This window comes from Nonomuraea deserti, assembly GCF_004348685.1.
Lineage (GTDB): Bacteria > Actinomycetota > Actinomycetes > Streptosporangiales > Streptosporangiaceae > Nonomuraea > Nonomuraea deserti.
In genome coordinates this window covers 20,842-43,254 of record NZ_SMKO01000072.1, presented here as the reverse complement: position 1 = coordinate 43,254, position 22,413 = coordinate 20,842, and the positions used below count along the sequence as shown (strand labels likewise).

At 71.2% G+C, this 22,413-nt stretch carries 19 protein-coding genes and 1 pseudogene; 10 read left to right on the top strand and 10 right to left on the bottom strand.

Features of this window, described 5'->3' with window-relative positions:
- A pseudogene (locus E1292_RS25110) lies at window positions 1-568 on the bottom strand (hypothetical protein); the annotation flags it as partial.
- 75 nt (window positions 569-643) lie between these two features.
- On the opposite strand from E1292_RS25110, the gene E1292_RS25105 reads away from it, so the two are divergent.
- Window positions 644-1,066, top strand: a complete 423-nt coding sequence (locus E1292_RS25105) for a hypothetical protein (RefSeq protein ID WP_132597663.1) — start codon at window positions 644-646, stop codon at window positions 1,064-1,066.
- A 36-nt stretch (window positions 1,067-1,102) separates the two neighbouring features.
- Here E1292_RS25105 and E1292_RS25100 read toward each other — a convergent pair whose 3' ends face one another.
- The 8 genes from E1292_RS25100 to E1292_RS25065 form a co-directional block, all read right to left on the bottom strand.
- Window positions 1,103-3,589 carry a penicillin acylase family protein gene (locus E1292_RS25100; RefSeq protein WP_132597668.1) on the bottom strand — a complete coding sequence of 829 codons (2,487 nt, stop codon included), beginning with the start codon at window positions 3,587-3,589 and terminating at the stop codon, window positions 1,103-1,105.
- Window positions 3,590-3,719: 130 nt separating this feature from the next.
- The gene (gene cysS, locus E1292_RS25095; RefSeq protein WP_132597662.1) at window positions 3,720-5,075 is read right to left on the bottom strand and encodes a cysteine--tRNA ligase; all 1,356 of its coding nucleotides are present in this window, start codon (window positions 5,073-5,075) and stop codon (window positions 3,720-3,722) included.
- Window positions 5,076-5,095: 20 nt separating this feature from the next.
- Window positions 5,096-6,940, bottom strand: coding sequence for a sigma factor-like helix-turn-helix DNA-binding protein (locus tag E1292_RS25090; protein WP_132597661.1), 1,845 nt, complete (start codon window positions 6,938-6,940; stop codon window positions 5,096-5,098).
- Between the two features lie 50 nt (window positions 6,941-6,990).
- Window positions 6,991-8,823: a UvrD-helicase domain-containing protein gene (locus E1292_RS25085; protein WP_132597660.1), complete on the bottom strand. Its 1,833-nt coding sequence runs from the start codon at window positions 8,821-8,823 to the stop codon at window positions 6,991-6,993.
- A gap of 4 nt (window positions 8,824-8,827) precedes the next feature.
- Complete coding sequence (locus E1292_RS25080) at window positions 8,828-11,392, bottom strand: hypothetical protein (protein ID WP_132597659.1); 2,565 nt, start codon at window positions 11,390-11,392, stop codon at window positions 8,828-8,830.
- Window positions 11,393-11,618: 226 nt separating this feature from the next.
- The gene (locus tag E1292_RS25075) at window positions 11,619-12,395 is read right to left on the bottom strand and encodes a class I SAM-dependent methyltransferase (RefSeq protein ID WP_132515105.1); all 777 of its coding nucleotides are present in this window, start codon (window positions 12,393-12,395) and stop codon (window positions 11,619-11,621) included.
- Window positions 12,396-12,497: 102 nt separating this feature from the next.
- Window positions 12,498-13,568, bottom strand: coding sequence for an ABC transporter substrate-binding protein (locus E1292_RS25070; protein ID WP_246090312.1), 1,071 nt, complete (start codon window positions 13,566-13,568; stop codon window positions 12,498-12,500).
- Between the two features lie 17 nt (window positions 13,569-13,585).
- A complete protein-coding gene (locus tag E1292_RS25065; RefSeq protein ID WP_132597658.1) occupies window positions 13,586-13,816 on the bottom strand; it encodes a putative acetyltransferase in 231 nt (76 codons plus the stop codon).
- Window positions 13,817-13,920: 104 nt separating this feature from the next.
- Here E1292_RS25065 and fdxA point away from each other — a divergent pair, with 104 nt between their 5' ends.
- The 3 genes from fdxA to E1292_RS25050 all read left to right on the top strand — a co-directional run bounded on the left by fdxA (window position 13,921) and on the right by E1292_RS25050 (window position 16,165).
- A complete protein-coding gene (gene fdxA / locus E1292_RS25060; RefSeq protein ID WP_132335925.1) occupies window positions 13,921-14,247 on the top strand; it encodes a ferredoxin in 327 nt (108 codons plus the stop codon).
- Between the two features lie 100 nt (window positions 14,248-14,347).
- Complete coding sequence (gene dapC, locus E1292_RS25055; protein WP_181958289.1) at window positions 14,348-15,418, top strand: succinyldiaminopimelate transaminase; 1,071 nt, start codon at window positions 14,348-14,350, stop codon at window positions 15,416-15,418.
- Window positions 15,419-15,508: 90 nt separating this feature from the next.
- Window positions 15,509-16,165, top strand: coding sequence for a DUF4178 domain-containing protein (locus E1292_RS25050; protein ID WP_246090311.1), 657 nt, complete (start codon window positions 15,509-15,511; stop codon window positions 16,163-16,165).
- Between the two features lie 7 nt (window positions 16,166-16,172).
- Here the strand turns inward: E1292_RS25050 and E1292_RS25045 are convergent, their stop codons facing one another.
- Window positions 16,173-16,988 carry a hypothetical protein gene (locus E1292_RS25045; protein ID WP_246090310.1) on the bottom strand — a complete coding sequence of 272 codons (816 nt, stop codon included), beginning with the start codon at window positions 16,986-16,988 and terminating at the stop codon, window positions 16,173-16,175.
- Between the two features lie 37 nt (window positions 16,989-17,025).
- On the opposite strand from E1292_RS25045, the gene E1292_RS25040 reads away from it, so the two are divergent.
- From E1292_RS25040 to E1292_RS25015, 6 genes are all read left to right on the top strand, one after another.
- Window positions 17,026-17,859, top strand: coding sequence for a 2,3,4,5-tetrahydropyridine-2,6-dicarboxylate N-succinyltransferase (locus E1292_RS25040; RefSeq protein ID WP_132597655.1), 834 nt, complete (start codon window positions 17,026-17,028; stop codon window positions 17,857-17,859).
- Window positions 17,859-18,914, top strand: a complete 1,056-nt coding sequence (gene dapE, locus E1292_RS25035; RefSeq protein WP_132597654.1) for a succinyl-diaminopimelate desuccinylase — start codon at window positions 17,859-17,861, stop codon at window positions 18,912-18,914. The genes E1292_RS25040 and dapE overlap by 1 nt, the downstream gene beginning before the upstream one ends.
- 249 nt (window positions 18,915-19,163) lie before the next feature.
- Window positions 19,164-19,961 carry an LOG family protein gene (locus E1292_RS25030; RefSeq protein ID WP_132597653.1) on the top strand — a complete coding sequence of 266 codons (798 nt, stop codon included), beginning with the start codon at window positions 19,164-19,166 and terminating at the stop codon, window positions 19,959-19,961.
- Between the two features lie 11 nt (window positions 19,962-19,972).
- Window positions 19,973-20,557 carry an LOG family protein gene (locus E1292_RS25025; protein WP_132597652.1) on the top strand — a complete coding sequence of 195 codons (585 nt, stop codon included), beginning with the start codon at window positions 19,973-19,975 and terminating at the stop codon, window positions 20,555-20,557.
- 60 nt (window positions 20,558-20,617) lie between these two features.
- Window positions 20,618-21,706 (top strand): hypothetical protein, encoded by a 1,089-nt coding sequence (locus E1292_RS25020; RefSeq protein ID WP_132597651.1) that lies wholly within the window; start codon window positions 20,618-20,620, stop codon window positions 21,704-21,706.
- A complete protein-coding gene (locus tag E1292_RS25015) occupies window positions 21,703-22,263 on the top strand; it encodes a DNA-3-methyladenine glycosylase I (RefSeq protein WP_132597650.1) in 561 nt (186 codons plus the stop codon). Before E1292_RS25020 ends, E1292_RS25015 begins: the two co-directional genes overlap by 4 nt.
- The last annotated feature ends 150 nt before the right edge of the window (window positions 22,264-22,413 follow it).

Here is a 22,413-nt window from a genome sequence, read left to right as displayed (position 1 = left end):
GGGTCTCGGTAGGCGGCGGCGTGTCGGTCGGTGCGTCGGTCGGCGGCGGCGTCTCCGTCGGCGGGTCACCGGGCCGGCAGGTGAACGTGACCGTCGGGCCGGGCTCGGTGACGGTCACCGTGACCCTCTCCGTGACGGTCGGCAAGGGGATGGGCGTCACCTCGACGCGCGCCTTGCCACGCTTCTTGTACGTGCCCCGGCCCAGCCTCTTCGTGGACTCGGCCGCACCGTCGACGACGGGGATGTCGGCGGTCGCGGTCTTGCACGACCCCCTCTTGCACACTCTCTGCTTGACGGTGAAGAGCGCGGGCCCTTCGTGGGTGATGGAGACGTCCAGATAGGAGACGCCTCTCTTCTTGACCACCTTGGTCTTGGCGGTGTACTCCCCGGTCGTGGGACTTTCCGATGGGACCGGAGTCTCGCTCGGGCCGTTGGTTAACGCGACCCTCGCGCCTAGTGGGCTGCCAGTGGATAGGGGTTCGGTCGCTGACGTCTGGGAAATTGCGGCTCCGCCGGCTCCTGCCAGTGCGACGGTGCTCAGCAGCGCGCCCAGGATGGAGAGTTTCATAATCCTGCTCTTGTGGGAGATTTCAGGACCCTGGCCATTATTCCGAGTTGTCAAGATCGGTCAAGACTGAGACGCATGGACAAGCGCTTCCGGTTCCGGCGCGTGGCGAACTCTTTGAACCTCGCCACACCGCTCGGCCTGCTCATCTCGCGCATCGGCGGCGCCACCAGGCAACCCGGCCCCAACGGGCTCATCCTGGCCTTCGGCTACCGCTACCGGTTCCCCGCCGCGAGCGCGTTCACCATCGGAAACGTGGTCCTGACCAGGAGCAACGCGCTGAACCATCGGCTCGTTCTGCACGAGGACCGGCACGCCACGCAGTGGGCGTGGTGCGCAGGGCTGCCCATGGTGCTGCTCTATCTGATCGCCATGCTCGTCTCGGCGATCGTCTGCGGGGACCGGGCTTCGTACAACGTTTTCGAGCGCCTCGCCGATCTGGAAGACGGCGGCTACCCGCGCGCTCCCCTCCGGTGGCGAGCGCGCAGGAGCGGCGATTGACAGTCGCTGTAAGGAACACGCAGGGTACGCACGCCGTCAGGGGTTGAGCCGGAGCGTGTGCACCGCCGCCTTCTTGACCGCCTCCCGCGTGGAGAGCATCGGCAGCAGGTCTCCTCGCGCCCACGCCTCCGCCTGGTCCACGTAGTTGTCGTGGAAGGCGTGCCCGGAGGCGCCCGTCAGGTTGATCCACTGGGATTTGTCCAGGTCGGACAGGTCGACGATCATGCGCATCGACGGGACGGCGGTGATCTCGTACCCTCTCTGCACGTTCCACCCCGTGGCGTTGACCGCGTCCTTGCCGCCGGGCACGGACAGCGGGCCGCGGTTGAACAGCGCCTCGACGGGCGCGAGGCCCGAGGTCCCCAGCGAGCCGTTGACCAGCTCCAGCTGGTGCAGGTCGCCCCAGCGCCATGACGTGACGTCGTCGCCGAGCCGGTCGGCCAGCTCCTGGTGCGCCGAAGCCATCGCCTGGCGCAGGATGTCGTCGCGGGTCTCCTTACGGTTCTTCGTGGTGACGTCGTCCCAGAAGGGGTCGCCGGGGGCGGCGAGCAGCCGCCTGACGACCTCGTACCATCGGTCGCCGCCGGCCGGCCTGGCCTGCTCGGGCAGGTCGTCGTTGAAGGTCAGCACGAGCACCTGGCGCCACACGGCGTTGAAGTACGCGGCCGCCGCGGAGTCGAGGTCCTCCCTCCTGTCCCACGTCTTCAGCAGCTGCCTGGCCCGGCCGCCGGGCCCCGCCAGGTCGACCTGCATGAGCGCCGGGATCAGCGTCTCCGCGAAGCCGTTGTAGGTGTCCTGCTGGACGCGCGCCATGGCCGCCGCGTCGATCGGGCCCTTCCCGAGCGCCTCCTCGATGAGGTCGCGGATGCGTTCTGAGCGGTAGCCGTACGCCCAGTCCCTGGTCAGCAGGGGACGGTAGCGTGCGGGGTCGATGACGGCGTTGTTCGCCGTGACGATGAACCCGTCGGCCGGGTCCTCCACGGACGGCAGCCGGTCGAACGGGATCGGCTCCGGCTTCCAGTCGTACTCACCCGTCCATCCGGGGACCGGCCAGGTGCCGTCGCCGTTCTCGCGTACGGGGATGCGTCCGGGGGCCTGGTAGCCGATCTTGCCTGATGTGTCGGCATAAATCAGGTTCTGGGCGGGCACCTCGAACAGCGCCGCCGCCGCCTTGAACTGCTCCCAGTCGCTCGCCCTGTTGAGCTCGAAGACGGCGTCGGCCGTCCGCCCCGGCGTCAGCGCCGTCCACTGCAGCGCCACCGCGTTGGCCTCGCCGCTGGGCCGGGCGGTCTCGATCACCTCGTTGATCAGCGGCCCGTGCCTGGTGCTCCTGACCGTGATCGTGACCGGGTCGCCGCCGGCCACCTTGATCTGCTCCTTTCTGGTGGCCAGCTTCAGCCGCTCGCCCCGGTAGAGGTACGTGTCGCCCTCCACCTGCTCGAGGAAGAGGTCGGCCACGTCGGGCCCGAGGTTGGTGAAGCCCCACGAAATCTTGTCGGTGTGCCCGATGATCACGCCGGGCACGCCGGAGAAGGTGAACCCGGTCACGTCGTACGGGCACTCCTCCGTGAGCTTCCTGCAGTGCAGCCCCGCCTGATACCAGACGGACGGCATCTGCGGGGCCAGGTGCGGGTCGTTGGCCAGCAGCGGCTTGCCGGTGGCCGTGTTCGCGCCGGAGACCACCCACGAGTTGGACCCGACGCCCTCGCGGTCCTCGGTGCTCATGGTGTCCGGCACCGCGTCAAGGGCCTCGGCCGCCTGGGTGAGCAGCCGGCCGGCCCGCCGCCGCGGCTCCGCCTCCTGGTCGAAGCGGCCTTTGGCGAGGGCGCCCTGGGTGACGATCGGGGAGTGGCGGTCGTACGGGTAGCCGGGGTGGAGCTGGTCGACCCGCTCCTTGGGCAGCTTGGTGAGCGCGAGCGCGCGGTCGATCTCGCTCTCCACGTTGGAGCGCAGGTCCCACGCCATGGCCTTGAGCCAGGCCACGGAGTCGGCCGCGGTCCACTTCTCCGGCTGGTAGGCACCGTTCTGGAGCTTCAGCACGGAGTATTCGAGGCTGCGGTCGGAGGCGTTGGGGTTGGCGGCGAGCCAGGTGTTCACGCCCTTGGCGTACGCGTTGAGGTTGGCGCGCGTCTCCTGGGCCAGCCCGCCCAGCTCCTGCTCGGCGACCCGGCGCCAGCCCATGGTCCTGAGCGCCTTGTCGGTCTTGAGCGTGGCGGCTCCGAAGAGCTCCGAGAGGCGTCCGGCGGTCATGTGGCGCCGGAAGTCCATCTCGAAGAAGCGGTCCTGGGCGTGGACGAACCCCTGGGCCATGAACAGGTCCGCGGCAGAGTCAGCATAGATGTGTGGAATCCCTGATTTATCGCGATAAATCTCCACATTCCCGGATAATCCCGGCAACCGTAGCGATCCATCCACCTGAGGGAACGACGTCCGCACCGTGACGACAAGCACCCCCGCAAGCACCAGCGCCAGCGAGAGCAGAACGGTCAACACCCGAGCGAACCACCGCAACGGCCACGGCATCCACGCATAGGGCCTCACCGACTACCTCCATCATGCCGAAACTGGCATCAAGTCTGACAGCCGAAGATCACTGCTTGGACCGTCTCAACGGACGCGCGGAGCGCCGGCCCCTGGAGTCAAGCACCAAAGATCAAGCCCAGGTCTGCCCCTCCGGGGTGTCGGCCACGCGGACCCCCATCTCGGCGAGTTCGTCCCTGAGACGGTCGGACGCCGCCCAGTCCTTCGCCTCGCGGGCCCGGGCGCGGGCCTCCAGCAACTCCCCGGCCCCGGGCGGCAGCACCCGCGTCCTGCCGATCTCGCTCGGCAGGTCCAGCGCCAGCACCTGGTCCAGGTGCAGGAACGCCTCGAGCTTCGCGCCGGGCGCCACCGACTCGTCCCGCTCCAGCTCCCGCAGGGCGCGCAGCGCCGACGGCGTGTCGAGGTCGTCCTCGAAGGCCGCCTCCACCCGCGCCACGTGGTCGCGGGGCATGGGCGCGCTGACCGACTCCGACCACTCGGCCACCCGCGACCGCCACCTGCGCAGCGTGCGGTCGGCGGCCCGCAACGTGTCCCAGGTCAGGTTGAGCTGCTGGCGGTAGCGGTGCTCCATGAAGGCCAGGCGCAGCGCCAGCGGGTCGAGGCCGGCCTCCACCACGTCGGAGAGCAGCACCACGTTGCCGGTGGACTTGGCCATCTTGCGCCCGTCGAACAACAGGTGCTCACCGTGCACCCAGTGGCGCACGACCTCGTGCCCGGCTGCCGCGTCGGACTGCGCCCGCTCGTCCTCGTGGTGCGGGAACCTCAGATCGATGCCGCCGGTGTGGATCTCGAAGCGCGACCCGAGATAGCGCAGCGACATGGCCGAGCACTCCACGTGCCAGCCGGGGAAGCCGCGCCCCCACGGCGCGTCCCAGCTCAGCTCGCCCGTGGCGGGTTTCCACAGGGCCCAGTCGGCGTGGAAACGTTTGCGGGGGTCGACGGCGTCGATGCGGTGGGCGGGCTTGAGCGCATCCAGGCGGTTTCCGGAAATTTCACCGTACGAAGGAAATGTCCGTACGTCGAAGAAGACCGAGCCGTCCGGCACCGCGTACGCGTGCCCCTTCTCGACCAGCTCGGCGATCAGCTCGATCATCAGGTCGATGTGCTCGCTCGCGCGCGGCATGTGCTCAGGAGGCCGGAGGCCGAGCGCGGCGGTGTCACGCCTGAAGGCGTCCTCGTAGAAGCGGGCGAGCTCGCTCACCGATCGGCCCTCGGCCCGCGCCTGCGCGAGGACCTTGTCCTCGCCCTCGTCGGCGAGGTGGCCGACGTCGGTGATGTTCTGGCAGACCAGAACGCGCACCCGCCGCAGCTCCAGGACCCGTCTGATCAGGTCGGACAGCAGGTAGGTGCGCAGGTTGCCCACGTGCGCGTGGCGGTAGACCGTCGGCCCGCACGTGTACATCCGCACCGCCGGCCCGGCGGCGACCTCCTCGACCTGCCGGGTGCGCGTGTCGTAGATCCGCAACATCTCCCGAGCTTAGCCGGAGGTCATCCGCCCAGGAAACCGAGGATGTCCCTGTCGCCGCGCTCGCGCAGCCTGTTCAGGATCTCGTCGCGCGTGGCGAGGTCGGACGCCCCGATCCTGGCCCCGATCAGCCGCAGCCCCTCGATCTCCGAGTTGACCGGCGCGGTGATCCCGATGAGGTAGAGGGCCCGGTTGAGCGGCGGCATGCCGGGGGGAGCGGCGGGCATGTGGCGCGTCAGCAGCTCGCCGCCGTCCGACACGGTCAGGAACACGTGGTCGCCCTCGCTCGCCTTGAAGTCGGCCAGCACGTTGCGGATCGACCCCATGGTGGGCTGGTTGTGCCAGCTGATCACCACGTCACCGGAGGGCGTGGAGGCGGTCAGCGACCCGCCGGGCGCCATCCCCAGGTACGCCGCGAACCCGGTCGGCAGCGGCGAGCCGGAGCCGCGCAGGTGCTCGGCGTTGATGTCCACGCGGTGCCACCAGCGCCCGTCGCGGGAGCGGAAGCTGCGCCGCGTCTCCGACACGTCCTTGCGCGGCTGGTACGGCTCCACCTCCCCGCTCGGCGAGGTGCCCGCCACCCGGATCCAGCCCCGCTGCGTCCGCTCGAACCCGGGGCCGCCGGAGTACGCCCGCACCGAGCTCTCGCTCACCTCGTAGCGGGAGGTCAGGTTCGTCACGATCGTGCTCACCGACGCCTCGCCGCCGGCCCGCTCGATCTCCCGGGCGATCATTTCCCTGATCCCCAGGTACTCGTCGCCGCCCCAGCGGGTCAGGCCGTACTTGTTGCGGTCGATCCGGCGGAAGCGGTCGTCGGCGGTGAGCTGGTTGCGGATGCCGACCAGGCTGTAGTCCTCGCCGATGCGTTCCTGGATCTCCTCCGGCGACAGCGGCGTGCCGGCCACCGCCAGCACCGCCTCCGCCTTCTCGTTGATGCTGCGCGGCCACGGCACCACGTGCGTGCCCAGCACGCGCAGTTGCGGCACGCCCAGGATCCACCGCTCCGCGACGTCCTCCCGCACGCCGAGCTGGGCGACCATGGTCACGGCCTCGGCGAGCGGGTGCGGCCCGTCGGCGAACAGCTGGCGGGTCTTCTCCCTCAGGTCGTCGGCCCCGCCCGCCACGAGCCAGCCGTCGGACTGCTCGTAGCCGGTCAGCAGCGTGCGTACGAACCGCCACGCCGGGATGCCCAGGCTGCGCAGCTCGGTGGCGTGCCACGGGACCGCGGCCTGCAGGTCGTCGGCGGGCACGGCCGAGCCCAGCCGGCCGCGCAGCCACGACACGTGCGCGGCCACCGCGGCGGCCTCCGGCTTGGCGAGCCAGGCCTCCACGTGCTCGCGCAGGTCGCGCTCGATCTGCCTGATCCGCTCCCGCGTCACCGAGAACCGCTGCGCCAGCTCGTCGAGCGTGGACCGCTGCGTCGCGTACAGCCGGTCGCGCGCGATGGCCCGCTGCCGGTCGTCCAGCGCTCCGAACAGGTCGTCGATCAGCTCGGGCAGCGGCTTGTCCGCCCTGGACGGCGCGGGCACGGCCTCGGGAAGGGGTTCGAGCAGCCGCTCGAACACGCCGGTGAACAACTTCTGCACCACGTCCTTGCCCAGCGTCTCCGGCGTCCGCTCGGCCTCGGCGGGGTCGGAGAAGCGCAGCAGCGGCAGGATGTCGCCGAGCATCAGATGGCCCCAGCAGGCCATGGCCAGGCCGGCCAGGTGGCCCGCCACGGTCTGCGTGCCGGCGATGGCGCAGGCACGGTCGAGAGGGATCGCCTGCCACCAGGCCTCGGGCAGCTGCGGCTCCTCCACGATCGGCGCAATCTGACCAGGAGAGGTCCAGCGCAGTGGTGGCGCGAGGTCGCTCAGGCTGAGGTTCATTGAGGTCCAACCGGCAATGGGACGTTATATCCGCAGTTCAGACTATGTGATCAGAGGGACAAAAAGGGGCTCCCTCGTCCGGAATGGGAGATATAGAGCATCGAGCGGGCACGGGTGCAGGCGACGAACAGTATGCTCCGTTCGCGCTGCAGCGCACGAGCCCTGGCGTGCGGTTCCTCCGGAGGCTCCGCCCGCGACGGCTCGGGCACCACGCCCTCCGCCACGCCGACGAGCGCCACCCGCTCGAACTCGAGCCCTTTCAGGTGCGGGAAGGTCCACGCACGCACGTCCAGGCCCGACAGCGCCCGCCGGGCGGCGCGCACGTGCCGGACGTCGCGAGCGCCGACCGCGATCTCTTCGGCGGGCACGCCGTCCGCCAGCCACGACTCGATCACGGTCCGCAGCCCTTCCAGCTCCGCCTCCTGGGTGGCGTACGCCCTGACCACCGGCCGGGCGCCGTGGCGCGCCGCGCGCAAGCCGTACATGTCGGTGGCGCCCTTGACCAGGCCGGGCGCGAGGCCGCCGCCGCGCAGCCTGACCACGTACGACAGCAGCTCCTGCGGCAGGCGGTAGGAGAGCTTGAGCGTGTGCTGGACGGCGGAGATGCCGACCGCGCCCAGCGCCACCCGCGCGTCGGTGACCCGCTGGTGCGGGTCGCCGACCACGAACAGGTCGTCGCGCGCGTGCGGCGCCGCCGCACGCAGCAGCCGCCACTGGGCCGGGCTGACGTCCTGAGCCTCGTCCACCACGATGTGACGGTACGGCTTGTGCCCCGGATCGATGTCGTCGAGCAGGTCGCCCGTCGCGCGCAAGAGCAACCTGAGCGCCTCGTCGGTCAGCTCGGCCAGCGAGCGCGCCCCCTGCCCGACCAGCGCCGGTCGCCGGCCCTCCGCGTTGGTCACGATCCGCAGGGCCAGGCGATCGGCGTTGTCCACCTCGACCCGCTTACGCACCACCTCATCATCGATCAGAAGGTCGAGTTTCGCAGAGAGTTCTTCGGCAAGCCCCTGGGAAAACGTCACGAGCAGCACCGGTCCCGCGCCGTGCGCGGCCAGATGAGCGGCCCTGTGCAGGGCGACGACGGTCTTGCCGGTGCCCGCTCCACCCACCACCAGCACCGGGTGCTCGTAACGCGCGGCCCTGGCCAGCCGGTGCTGAGGCGGATGCAGGAACGTGCACCAGTCAGGCGCACGCAACACCCGGTCGAGCTCCACCTTGTCGGCCACGAACACCGCCCGGTCCGGGCTGCGCCGCAGCGCCGCGTACAGGTCGTCGGGGTCGACCGGCCCCCGCTCCTCGCCCGAGGCGCGCCAGGCGTCCAGCTCCCGCCACGCCTGCGCCAGCGTGCCACCGCGGGCGAGCACCGCGAGCGGGGCGTGCTGGGTGGGCGGCAGCAGAGGCTCCAGCGCCGCCACGTCCGCCTCGGTCGTGACCAGCCTGAACAGCGGCAACGCGTGAAGGTCCAGGCCGAGCGCGAGCAGGTCGCCGTCGCAGATCGGGGCGAACAGCCCGGGCGAGCGCACCGACCTGCGTAACGCGGGCTCGACCCGTTCGAGCGCCTCGGCGTCCCACTCCTCGATCACGCCGAGCACCGGGTTGACGCCGAACCTGTGGCGCTGCGCGTACGACCAGGCCTCCGGGTCGGGCAGCACCGTACGCAACCAGAACACGTCCCGCTGCCGCACCACCACCCCGCGATGCCCCTCGGCCAGGCGCAGCGTCGCGACCCTCGCGTCCCTGGCGCCCCGCACCCGCTGCGGATGCGGGGCGCCGGCCACGTTCAGCAGGAACCGGCGCAGCGCCACCACGGCATCCCTGCGCACCGGCGGTGCCAGTGCGCTGAGCTCCCTGGGGAACCCAGGGCCGATCGCGAGCCGCGGCACCGGCTCAGTCCAGGAGGGCGAGCAGGTCGCGGTCCCCGCGCTCGCGGAGCCTGGTGAGGAGGTCGGGCAGGCTGACCGGGCCCGTCATCCCGATCCTGGTGGCGATGACCCGGGCCGCCTGGTCCCTGGTGCCTCCCGGGGCGGTGTACCCGACCAGGCGCAGCGCCTTGGTGATCCTCTCCGCGCCCTGGGCGGCGACCGGCAGGTGCCTGGCCCTGAGGACACCCTCGTCCGACAAGGTCAGGAACAGGTGCCCGCCCTCGCGCGCGCCGACGTCGACCAGGAGACGCTCGATCGATTCGAGCACCGGCTTGCCGTGCCACGTCATCGTCAGCTCGCCAGCGGCGCTCCTGACCGTCCTGCTCTCGCCCGGCGACAGGCCCAGGTACGCCGCGAACCCCGTCGGCAGCGCGCACTCGCCGCCCGCGAGCTGCTCGGCGGTCACGTCGATGCGCAGCCACCAGCGCCCGTCCGGCTGCCTGAAACAGCGCCGGGTCTGGGAGACGTCCTTCAACGGCTGGTACGGCTGGCCGGCCTCGTCGGCGGAGTCGCCGTTCGACTCACCGGCCGGCGCGACCGGTGCGAACGCCTGGAACTGCGGCGGGCCGACCGGCGGGGACGCCGCCTGGGGGCCGAACGCCGACTGCGCCTGCTGCGCCTGGGCGGCCTGCGGCTGCGGCTGCGGCTGCGGCTGGGGGGCCAGGGTCGCCAGGACGAACTGCCAGGCGGGCACCTCCAGCGCGCGGATCTCCACGCGGTGCCAGTCGGCCGCGCCGATGAGCTGCTCCTTGGGGACAGCAGGGCCCAGCGTCCGCACCAGGTCGTCCAGGTGGGCGCGGTACGGCGCCGCCTCCTCGCTGGCCAGCCACTGGCCGAGGCGGGCACGCAGCTCGTCCTCGGTGGCGGCGATCTCCGCCGGGGGGACGGCGAAGAGCTTGGCCAGCTGGTCCACCGCCGAGGGCTCGTCGGTGAAGATCCGGTTCTGTGCCACCGCCCAGCTCTTGTCGTCCAGCCCGGCGAACGCGGCCTCGATGAGCTCCGGCAACGGCTGCTCCTGCCCGGAGGCCGCCTCCGCCACCGGCCGGGGCTCCACGGCGGCCGGCTCGGACACCGGCCGGGGCTCCACGGCCGCCGCCTCGGACACCGGCGCCACATCGCCCTCAGGCCCGGGCTCCGGCGCCGCATCGGCCCGTGGCCCGGGTTCCGGCGCCGCGTCGATCTGGGACGCCGCCACGGCCTCAGGCTCGGGTTGCGGCGTTGCCGCGGCCTCAGGCTCGGGCTGCGGCGTTGCCGCGACCCCAGGCTCGGGTTCCGGCGCTGCGTTGCGCTGATGCTCGGGCTCCTGCCCGGCCGCGCTCACCGGCTCCGGACCCTCAGGGAAGGACTCCAGCACGTCCTCACCCGGAGCGAGGGCGTCGGCCGCGCTTTCCGCCCGTCCCCCGAACGGCTGCCACGACTGCCCCGCCTCCGCGGCGGGCGCACCCTCGACGGAGGGGTACTGCCCGGACGGCTGAGCCTCGGGCTGCGCCTGCTGGACCTCTGCCTGCTGGGCCTCTGCCCGCTCGGCCGGGAGGTCCGCTGGGCGCGCCTGCTCACCCTGGAGCTGTCCGGGCTGCTCGAGCAGCGGGTTCTCAGGGTGGGGCGCGGCCTGCTGGTCCGTGCCCTTCCCCGGGCTCTCCATACCGTGCGCGGCACCGCCGGCTTCGGCCTCGGGCTCCGCGACCCCCGCAGGACTCACGGCCTCAGCCGGGGGTTCCGCAACCGGTTCCGGGCTCACGGCCTCAGCCGGAGGGTCCTGGACCGGTTCCGCGCTCACGGCCTCAGCCGCAGGGTCCGGGCTCACGGCCTCAGCCGCGGGTTCCGCCACCTGCTCGGCACTCGCGGCCTCGGCGTCGTGGTCGGCCACCCGCGCGGCTTCGCTCGCTTCGGCGGCGAACTGTGCCGGCGCCTCAGCGGCACGCTCACCGGCCGCGTCGGCCGCGTCGGCCGCGTCGGCCGTGTCGGCCGCGTGGAAGCGCTCAGCGCCCGGCTGCTCGGCTGCGACGAAGTGTTCCGCGCCCGGCTGCCCGGCCTCCGCTGGGTGCTCGGCTGCGGGCGCCTGAGACGCGGGCTCCCTCCGCCGCGTCCTGCGGGACGGCTCCTCGGCCGGCCGCGCGGGTTCCGGGCCGGCGGCGACGGGCTCGGACCCGTGAGCCGTTTCCGGCGCGGCCGGTGCGGGGGCCAGGATCGGGCCGACCGTGGCCGCGGCCTCAGCCGCAGGTGCCGGGTGTTCGGGACGCGGGCGCGCGAGGCGTACCAGGACCGCGGAGAACAGCGTGTTCAGGACCGGCCGCGCCTGGACGAAGGGCTGGTCGACCAGCTCCCGGCTGGTCAGCGCCAGCAGCCCCGTCCACGAGCCGGCCCGGTCGAGCGCGATGGCGACGGCGGGCTCGTCGGCCTCATCGGGGTCCAGGACGTGCAGTGCCGGCAGGACGTCGCCCACCGCGGCCGCGGGCCAGTGCTCCAGGGCGATCTCCGTGAGCAGCTCGCCCAGCGACTCCGGGCCGATGGCCGCGAGCACCTGTGGCATGGGCAGAGTGCGCCACCACGCGTCCGGCAGGTCCGGTTGCCCGGTGAGTAGCGTGATCGTCGACGCGTCGCTCCACCTCAACGGTGGTACGAGGTCGCTCAGGCAGAAATTCATCCCGTTCCGTTCACCAGCCCCTCACGCCGCCGCAGCGGTGCAGCCATAGTCTCGCCGCCCACGGAACAGACCATAGTCCGGCAAAACAGCCCTACGCATCATGCACTACGCATCAGCGCCGAACAGCGGCAAAGCGTAGGCGCACGTAGTCGGCCATCCAGCCACTCTCCCTGCGCAGCGCAGGGGCGGCCAGTTCGTTGACGCGCCGCAGCAGGGGCCCCACGATGTCCGGCGGGAGCCCCTCGAGCACCGAGGCGGCGAACGTGTTCACCCAGTCGGCGGCTCCGCCCGGACACTCGTCGAGGGGCGTCGGCCGGTCGAAGTATTCGAGCAACCTGACGACGAAACCCTCCTGTTCGAGACGCCGGGCGTACTCGGCAGGCGTGGGAAAGTACCACGGCAGGTCGGGTTCGCGCAGGCCGTACTCGCGCCAGGCGGTGAGCATCGCGGCGGTCAGCTCGGCGCAGTTGCCCGCGCCGCCCATTTCCGCGACGAAGCGCCCGCCGGGCGTGAGCGCCTCGCGGACGTTCGCGATCACGGTGCCGGGGTCGCGGCTCATCCAGTGCAGCGCCGCGTTGGAGAAGACCGCGTCGTACGGTTCGACGACGGTGAAGTCGTGCCCGTCGCCGACGATGAAGTTGATGCCCGGATACTGTGCCAGCGCCTTCTCGATCATCTTGGCGGAGCCGTCGATGCCGAGCACGTCGGCGCCTCTGAAGGCGATCTGGGCGGTGAGCACTCCGGTGCCGCACCCGAGGTCGAGCACGCGCTCGCCGGGGCGCGGGTCGAGCAGGTCGACCAGTGGCGCGCCCTGGGTCGAGACGTAGCCGAAGCTGCTGTCGTAGGCGCGACTGTTCCACCGCTCCAAACTCGGCGTGTCGTATCGCAAGACGATCAGCTCACATTCGATCAGACAACGGGCCCCCGTGGCCGTGCTGTCCGTTCACTTTAGAGCCTGAACGTCCCTACGACATATCAAGTCACATCGGACTCATCCCATGCTCTTCGCCCATTGCCGCTTGAGGTACGCCTTCGCCGCGTCTGCCTGCGGAATCGTCAGGATGACCGGAGGGCCGGGCGCCTTGGGCAATTTCGCGGCCTGCTCGGCGTCGAGCGTGCCCTTCATGCGCATCGCCTCGGTGCGCGCGGGCCGGGCGAACCCCTTCTGGAGCAGGTTCTGGCCCTCGTCGGAGAACACGAACTCCTGCCAGAGCCTGGCGGCGGCCGGATGCGGCGCCGTCTTGCTGATCGCCTGCACGTGGTAGCCGCCGAGCGCGGAGTCGCGAGGGATCGTCACCTTCCACGCGTCGGGCTGGTGCGCGCTGCGGGCCGCGTTCAGGTGGTCCCAGGCGACGATCGTGTTGGCCTTGGCCGGTTCCGTTAGCCTGCCCGCCTGCTTGAGCTTGGCAAACAGCGACACCCCCTGCGCGGGCTGCGGCACGCCGGCCCGCATGGAGGCGGCCATCACGCCGTCGAACGCCGACGCCGAGCGCAGCGGGTCGCCGTCGAGCGCGACCCGGTAGCCGGGCTTCAGCAGGTCGGCGAAGGAGGCGGGCGGCTTGACGGCGCGCGGGTCGTACCCGATGGACATGTAGCCCCCGTAGGCGGCGTACCAGCCGCCTGACGGGTCCTTGATCTGGTCGGGCAGGTCCTGCCAGCCCTGCACCTTGTACGGGGCGAACCGCCCGGCTCCGGCGATGGCCACGTCCATCGTCAGGTCGAACACGTCGGGTTTGAGCTGCGCGGCGACGTCGAGCTGGCGCTTGCTGCCGGCGTTGGGCTCGAGCTCGTTGACCTTGATGTCGTACTTGTCGGCGAAGGTGTCGATGATCTCGCCGTAGTTGACCCAGTCGCGGGGCAGGGCGATCACATTGAGCTCGCCCTCGCGCGCCGCGGCCTCGGCGAGCCGCTCCATGGTGCCGAAGCCCGCCTTCATGGAGGCGGCCTGGGCGTTGACGGGCGGCAGGTTCTTGGCCTCGGTGGAGGCGGAGTCGGTGGACGACGCGCCGCATCCGGCGCTGGCGAGGATGGCTGCTGCGGCGGCGCAGGTACGTACAGTCACACAACGAATACTTACCGCTACATCCGTCCAGGTCGAGGAGGCGCGGCCGGAACGACCCTGGCGGCTACAAGCGTCTCTTCGGGGATCTCCACCAGCGTGCCGTCTTTCTTACGGACGGTCAGCACCCCGGACTCCCACGACACGAGAACGCCCACCGCGTCGCGAAACCCCTCTGGAACGCGCCTGCGGGTGGTGATCCGTGCGCCGATGTCCTGACTTGTGATCGCGATGACGAGCCGTGCCGCCACGAGTTTGCCACCCTCCGTTTCGGCCAGTCGGCAAGCACGGCAATACTAGGGCGTAGCAAACCGCGGTCAGAGTCATGCCATGGTGCGGAGAGAAGGAGCTCGAGGTGACCTACGTCATCGCGCAGCCTTGCGTGGACGTCCTGGACAAGGCGTGCATCGAGGAATGCCCCGTTGATTGCATCTACGAGGGCGAGCGCATGCTTTACATCCACCCCGACGAGTGCGTGGACTGCGGCGCGTGTGAGCCTGTATGCCCCGTCGAGGCCATTTTCTATGAGGACGACCTTCCCGAGCAGTGGAAGGACTACTACAAGGCGAACGTGGACTTCTTCGAGGACCTCGGCTCACCCGGGGGCGCCTCGAAGGTCGGCAAGATCGAGAAGGACCACCCGGTGGTGGCCGCCCTGCCGCCGCAGGCAGAGGGCCACTGACCGTCCCGGCACGGAGCGAGCGGGGGCATCCGATCAGGGTGCGCCTCGTTCGCGAGGCATGCCCGGCGCTCGATACGGCAACGTGACACCCTGGAGAACCGTGAACAACCTGCCCGACTTCCCCTGGGACAAGCTGGAGCCGTACAAAGAGCGCGCGCTGGCACATCCCGGCGGCATCGTCGACCTGTCGGTCGGCACGCCCGTCGACCCCGTGCCCCAGAACGTCCAGGACGCGCTGGTCCAGGCGGCCAACAGCCCCGGCTACCCCTTCACCCACGGCACCAAGGCGCTGCGCGAGGCCGCCGCCGGGTGGCTGCGCCGCCGGCACGGCGTCACCGTCGACCAGCGTGACGTGCTCCCGGTGATCGGCTCCAAGGAGTTCGTCGCCTGGCTGCCCACCTACCTCGGGGCCCGGCGGGTGGTCTTCCCCGAGCTGGCCTACCCCACGTACGACGTGGGCGCCCGGCTGGCCGGTGCGGTGGCGACCGCCGCCGACAGCACGCTCGCGCTCGGCCCCGAGCGGGTCGACCTCGTCTGGGTCAACTCTCCCGGCAACCCGACGGGCCGGGTGCTGCCGGTCGAGCACCTGCGCAAGGTCGTGGCGTGGGCGCGCGAGCGCGGCACGGTCGTGGCCTCCGACGAGTGCTACATCGAGCTCGGCTGGGAAGAGGAGCCGGTCTCGATCCTGCACCCCGACGTCTGCGGCGGCTCCCACGAGGGGCTGCTCGCGGTCCACTCGCTCTCCAAACGCTCCAACCTGGCCGGATACCGCGCCGGGTTCGTGACGGGCGACCCCGTCCTGGTCAAGCGGCTGCTGGAGACGCGCAAGCACGCGGGCATGATCATGCCCGCGCCCGTCCAGGCGGCGATGACGGCCGCGCTCGGCGACGACACGCATGCCGACCGGCAGCGCGAGCTCTACTCCGCCCGCCGCGCCCTGCTGCGCCCCGCGCTGAAGCGGGCCGGGTGGCGCGTCGACCACTCGACGGCCGGGCTGTACTTCTGGGCGTCGAACGGGCAGAGCGCCTGGGACCAGGTGGCCAAGCTCTCCGAAATCGGCATTTTGGTCGCGCCGGGCGAGTTCTACGGACCGGCAGGTGAGCGGCACATCCGCATCGCCGTCACGGCCACTGATGAGCGGATCGGTGCGGCCGTGCGCCGCCTCCAGTAGGATCGCGCGGAATAGCCCGCCGCGCGGGCTTGACGCATAAATTGATAAGAGCTTTTGCCGAGACAGACCGCGAGTGGAGCGAGCTGATCGATGAGCATGACCTCCATGGTCGTACTCGGGCTGAGCATCGTCACCATCCTGCTGTTGCTGGGTGCCTTCCTGGCCACCCTGCGGCAGGACAGGAAGGGCCGGGCGAGCGCGCCGCCGGCTGAGGTCGCTCCCGTCGAGACCCCGCTGGCCGCGCCCGTGATCGCGCCCGGGCATGCCGGCACCGACTACACCGACCCTCGCACGATCCAGGTCGGCGACCGGATCGAGGTGCAGGGCTCGCCCGCGCGCGTGCTCGGCGCCATGCACGTCTCGTGGCAGGGCAACCAGTGGATCGAATACCTCCTGCGCGACGGCTCGCGCCGCTTCCAGTGGTTGTCGGTGGAGGTGCTCGACGGCGACCCGCCGCACCTGGAGGTGCTGCTCTGGACCGACGTGCCCACCCAGGGCATGGTCCCGGCCAAGAGCATGCTGATCATGGAGGGCGTGGAGTTCTTCCCGATCGAGCGGGGCACGGCCGCGTTCAGGAGCGAGGGCGACACGGGAAACCCCGACAGGGGCCTGCTCGACTTCGCCGACTACCGCGCGTCGGACGGGCGGCTGCTCTCCTTCGAACGCATCCAGGGCCGCTCATGGACGGCCTGCTACGCCCAGCCCCTGCCCCCCGGCTCGATCTCCATCGTGCGCAGGGCGTCCTGACCCGGCGCTACGACAGGTCGACCCGGCGGGCGCTCGCCTGGCCGCCCGTCTGCCAGCCGTCGCGCTCGAAGTCGTTGACCCAGGTGGCGCCGTTGTAGCCGACGCGGTTGAGCGCGTACTTCTCGGCGTGGGCCACCGACCACGCGGCCACCAGCCAGCCGCGCCGCTTCGAGGTGATCGCCGTGCTGCCGAGCGCCCTGGCGAGCTGCTTGCGCGCCACGGCGGTCCGCGACTGCGGAGCCGGGGTCGTGCTGGAGGGATACCAGCAGTGCACCGCCTGGGGGACACGCCCGGTGAACGCCGCGGCGAGAATCTCGGCCTCGCTCTCGTGCGCGGCATAGGCGTAACCGCCCGCCGAGCGCTGCACGGCCTGCGCCGCCTCCGCCACCGGGATCTTGCGGTAGTTCTTCACCTTGACCAGGGCGGCGAAGAACTTGTTGGTGGCGTAGACGGGGTCCATGAGCTGCTTCTTCTTGCCCCAGCCCTGCGACGGGCGCTGCTGGAACACGCCCACCGAGTCGCGGTCGCCGAATTTGACGTTGTAGAGCTTCGACTCCTGGATCGCCGTCGCGTACGCGATCACCACGGCCCGCTCCGGGAGCCTGCGGCGCGCCGCGACCGCCGCGATGGTGGCCGAGATCTGCGCCTGCTCGGGATCGAGGTTGCGGACGCCGTCGGGCGTGTTGACCACGCAGTACGCGTGGCGCTCGGCCAGCTGCGGTGTCCGCTTGAGAAGGTGGTACAGGCCCACGGAAATGGCCACGGCGAGCACGATCACGATGATCGCGATGGTGATGACCCCACGGGAGAAGCGAACGCGCACGCTGAAGAACCTACCCGGACGGATAAGCTCCGAGGCCATGAGTCACGTGAGCACCTCGTCACCGATATCGCCGGTGGTGGACGAGCTGTGGGAGCGCAGGGCGGAGCTGTCGCCCGCCGACGTCGACGCGCGCAACGTGGTGGTCGGCGCGGTCGACCTGCTCGACAAGGGCGAGGCCAGGGCGGCCCGCCTGATCGACGGCGACGTCGTCGTGGACGAGCGCGCCAAGCGGGCGATCCTGCTCAGCTTCACGGTGCTCGGCATGGCCCGCTCGCAGGTGGGTGACTTCCAGCACCACGACAGACACCCGCTCAAGAGCTCGTTCGACGGGGTGCGGGTGGTGCCGGGGGCGATCGCCCGGTGGGGCTCCTACCTGGCGCCCGGGGTGGTGCTGATGCCGTCGTTCACGAACATCGGCGCGTACGTGGACGCGGGCACCATGGTCGACACCTGGGCCACGGTCGGATCCTGCGCCCAGATCGGCAGGAACGTGCATCTGTCCGGCGGGGTGGGCATCGGCGGCGTGCTGGAGCCGCCCGGCGCCGTTCCGGTCGTCGTCGAGGACGACGCGCTGGTCGGCAGCCGGGCGATGATCGTCGAGGGCTCCCGGGTCGGGCAGGGCGCGGTGGTCGGCGCGGGCACGATCCTCTCCGGCTCGATCCCGGTGATCGACGTGCGGACGGGCGAAGAGGTCGCCCGCGGCCGGATCCCCGCGTGGTGCGTGGCGGTCAGCGGCACCCGCCAGAAGGAGTTCCCCGGCGGCACGTTCGGCCTGCCCTGCGTGCTCGTGCTCAAATACCTGGAGCCGGGGCAGCGGCACGACAAGGCGGCGCTCAACGAGGTGCTGCGCGAACACGGAGTGAACACCTGATGCTTGACCTGACGCAGGACGTACGCGCGCTCACCGCCGCGATCGTGGACATCGAGTCGGTCAGCGGCGCCGAGCGGCGGCTGGCCGACGAGGTGGAGCGGGCGCTGTCCGCGCTGCCGCACCTGAAGGTCGACCGGTCGGGGGAGACCGTGGTGGCCCGGACCCAGGCGGGCCGTCCCGAGCGGGTGCTGATCGCCGGGCACCTCGACACCGTCCCCGTCGCCGCCAACCTGCCGAGCAGGGTGGAGGGAGACCTGCTGTACGGGTGCGGCACGTCCGACATGAAGGCCGGCGTGGCGGTCGCGCTCAAGCTGGCGGCGTCCGTACCGGCGCCGGGCAGGGACGTCACGTACGTCTTCTACGACTGCGAGGAGGTCGAGGCCGAGCGCAACGGCCTCACCAGGGTCGCCAGGGACCACCCCGACTGGCTGGCGGCCGACTTCGCGGTGCTGATGGAGCCGACCGACGGCGTCATCGAGGGCGGCTGCCAGGGCACGCTGCGCGCCGAGGTCACCGTGACGGGCAAGCGCGCCCACAGCGCCAGGTCGTGGTTGGGGGTCAACGCCATTCACGGGATCGAGCCGGTGCTCGCCAGGCTCAACGCGTACGAGGCGCGGCGGCCGGTGGTCGACGGTCTCCAGTTCCACGAAGGGCTGAACGCGGTCGGCGTGCGCGGCGGGGTCGCGGGCAACGTCATCCCGGACCAGTGCGTGGTGACCGTCAACTACCGCTTCGCGCCCGACCTGTCGATCGAGGGAGCCCAGGAACACGTTCGCGAGGTGTTCGACGGTTTCGAGGTGGCCTTCGTCGACGCCGCGCCGGCGGCCAGGCCGGGCCTGACCCATCCGGTGGCGGCGGCCTTCACCGAGGCGGTCGGCGGGACGCCGCGCGCCAAGCTGGGCTGGACCGACGTCGCCCGCTTCTCCGCGCTGGGGGTGCCCGCCGTCAACTACGGGCCGGGCGATCCGAACCTGGCGCACCAGCAGGGGGAGTACGTGTCGCTGCCGAAGATCGTCGAGAGCGAGCGGGCCATGCTCGACTGGCTCTCCACATGAAAGTGGCCTTCCTCGCCGGCCATTTGGCGGGGAAGACCACTTTCAGTCCCGAGCAGCACCCTCGGCAGTTAGACGCGGGGGAGTCGAAATTCGGTTCCCTGCTTCTTCCAAGATTTTTTATCGGCCCTTGTCAAGGCTCCTACCTGCGCTTCTGCCCCGAGAAGCACCTCTGCCCGTCGGCATTGTGCGGCTCCGGCCACCGAGCGGAGGTGGAACCGGCCGCGTCCGAAGGCGACTAGCGTGACCCGCATGGAACAGTCACGTCGGGAACGCCGTCAGGGGCAGGCCGTCTTCCGCGGCAGCCTCGTCCCCACCTCCACGCACGACCAGCGCCTGCTCGCCCGCCAGGGGTCTTCCGACTGGGTGCACATGGATCCGTGGCGGGTGCTGCGCATCCAGGCCGAGTTCGTGGAGGGTTTCGGCCAGCTCGCCGAGCTGCCGCCGGCGGTCACCGTCTTCGGCTCGGCGCGCATGGGCGAGGAGTCCCCCGACTACGCGCAGGGCCGCCGGCTGGGCCGGGCGCTGGCGGAGGCGGGCTACGCCGTCATCACGGGCGGCGGACCGGGTGTCATGGAGGCCGCGAACCGGGGCGCGCGCGACGTGGACGGCGCGGTGTCGGTAGGGCTCGGCATCGAGCTGCCGTTCGAGCAGCGTATGAACGACTACGTCGACCTCGGCATCGAGTTCCGTTACTTCTTCGTGCGCAAGACGATGTTCGTCAAGTACTCCTGCGGCTTCATCGCCCTGCCCGGCGGTTTCGGCACGCTCGACGAGCTGTTCGAGGCGCTCACGCTGGTGCAGACGCGCAAGGTCACCTCCTTCCCCGTGGTGCTGATGGGCACGGAGTTCTGGGGCGGGCTGCTCGAGTGGGTCAAGGGCACCCTGCTCGGCACCGCGAAGATCGCTCCCCAGGACCTCGAACTGATCACCGTCACCGACGACGTCGACGAGGCCGTGCGCATCATCGTGGACGCCGACCGGGCACGGTCTCAGCAGCAGGAGGAGGAACTGGCGTCCGCCGCCGCCCAGCCCGGGGAACCCCAATAGGCTGGGCTCCCGTGAACATCTGCGTCTTCTGCGCCTCGAGCCTGCGCATCGACACGAAATACATCGAGCTGGCCCGGCAGGTCGGCACCGAGCTCGCCAAGCGCGGCCACACGCTGGTGAGCGGCGGTGCCACCGTCTCCTGCATGGGCGCGGTCACCTCGGCCACCAGGGCCGCCGGCGGGCGCACGGTCGGCGTGATCCCGCAGGTCCTGGTGGACATCGAGGTGGCCGACGAGGACTCCGACGAGCTGATCGTCACCAACGGCATGCGCGAGCGCAAGGGCGTCATGGACGCCCGCTCCGACGCCTTCCTCGTGCTGCCGGGCGGGATCGGCACGCTGGAGGAGCTCTTCGAGATCTGGACCGCGCGGGTGCTCGGCATCCACGACCGACCCTTGGTGATCCTCGACCCCTGGGGCCTGTACGAGCCGCTCAGGACACTCCTCACCACCATGTACGACCAGGGCTTCACCCGGGCCGACGTCTTCGACGCGATCTCCTGGACGTCCACCGTGGACGAGGCGTTCGCCCACCTCGAAGCCCGCTCGCAGCCCGTGCGGCCCAGCGTCGCCGAACTCGGCGAGGCGACCGGCTGACCGGATTGCGCTGCTTGCGGTGATGCTGAACGAGCTCCGCCGTATGAGTACGATGCCAATGTGCTGGTCGTACTCGCCATCGCCGCGATCGCCATCTTGGCATGCGTGGTCTTGGTCTCCCTTGGCAGGGGCGGTGAGCTGACCGAGTTCCCGCCGGACGTTCCGCCCCTCGACCTGCCCGAGCCCGGGCAGCTCACGGCGGTCGATTTCATGGCGCTCCAGTTGCCGGTCAACCTGGTCGGCTACCACACGCAGAGTGTCGACGAGACCCTGCGCAGGGCCGCCGGCGCGATCAGCGCCCGTGACACCCGGATCGCGGTGCTGGAGCAGCGCGTCTCCGAGCTGCTGTCGAGCCGGCTGTACGCGCGGCAGGAGATCCACGCCGCGCCGGGAGCCGGTCCGCGCACAGACCACGCGCCGCAGGCTCCTGCCGCATACAGGGAGCTGCCAGAGTCGGGCGACCCGGTGCCCGGCGGAGGGGCCTGGGACGACGACGCGGACGGGCAGTACACGCAGTGGCGTGTCCCCCCGCGGGACGCGGCCGTCGAGCAGGCCTCCAACGGCGCCTCGCCGGCCGCACACGAGCCCTGGGAGGGCCCCGGCACGGGCGACGGCCCCAGCCCCGGCGACGGCGACCGCGAGGGCGACGGCGACTGGGCCGCGGACGGGCGGCGGGCCGCTGACGGTGGAGAGCGCGCGGAGCCGGAGGGCGTGACCCAGGACGGCGAAGGACCGCACGGCATGACCCGCGACGGCGAGCGGGAGGAACCGCCTGCCGAGCCGATCGAGGCGGAGACGGCCGGCACCACGCCGAAGAACGGCACGGAAACGAGCGGCACGGGTACCGGCACCACGCCAACGGGCGGCACGATGACGGGCGGCACGGAAACCGTCACTGCGCCAAAGGGCGGCTTGGAGACTGGCGGCTTGGGGACGGGCGGTGCGCCGGAGCCCGGTACGGAGACCGGCGGCACGGAGACGGGTGGTGCGCAGGAGTCGCGTACGGAGACGCGTGGGGAGCCGGAGACCGGCTCGGAGACGGGTGGCGAGCCGGCTGCCGGGGAGGCGCTCGGCGAGGCGGCGGCCGGGGAGGCGCGTGGAGGGGCGGAGACGCCCGCGAGCTCCACGCCGGGAGACGATCGGCCGTGACGGAGCCGATCCGCTGCACGTGGCCGGGCATGGCCGACCCGATGTACCTCGCCTACCACGATGAGGAGTGGGGCCGCCCGGTCAAGGGTGACGACGCGGTCTTCGAGCGCGTGGCGCTGGAGGCGTTCCAGTCGGGCCTGTCGTGGCTGACGATCCTGCGCAAAAGGGAGAACTTCCGCGCCGCCTTCGACGGTTTCTCGATCGTCAAGGTCGCCGCGTACACCGAGCAGGACGCCCAACGGCTGCTGGGCGACCCCGGCATCGTCCGCAACCGGGCCAAGATCGAGGCCGCGATCAACAACGCCAGGGCTGCGCTCGAGCTGCCTGAGGGATTGTCGGACCTGGTGTGGCGCTTCGCCGAGCCCGACGCGGCCGTGCCGAGGACGATGGCCGACGTGCCCGCCACGACCCCCGGCTCCAAGGCGCTGGCCAAGGAGCTGAAGCGGCGCGGCTTCACCTTTGTCGGCCCGACCACGGCCTACGCGCTGATGCAGGCCATCGGCCTGGTCAACGACCACATCGAGGGCTGCCTGGCACGCTCACGCCGACCGGCCTGACACGGCCGGCGCCCGACGGCCGGCGCCCGGGGCTGGTGCCCGACGGGCGGTACCGGACGGGCGGTACCCGACGGGCGGTACCCGACGGGCGGTCCGTCGGCCGGTGCCTGACGGGTGGTGCCCGACGGGTGGTGCCTGGCGGGTGGTGTC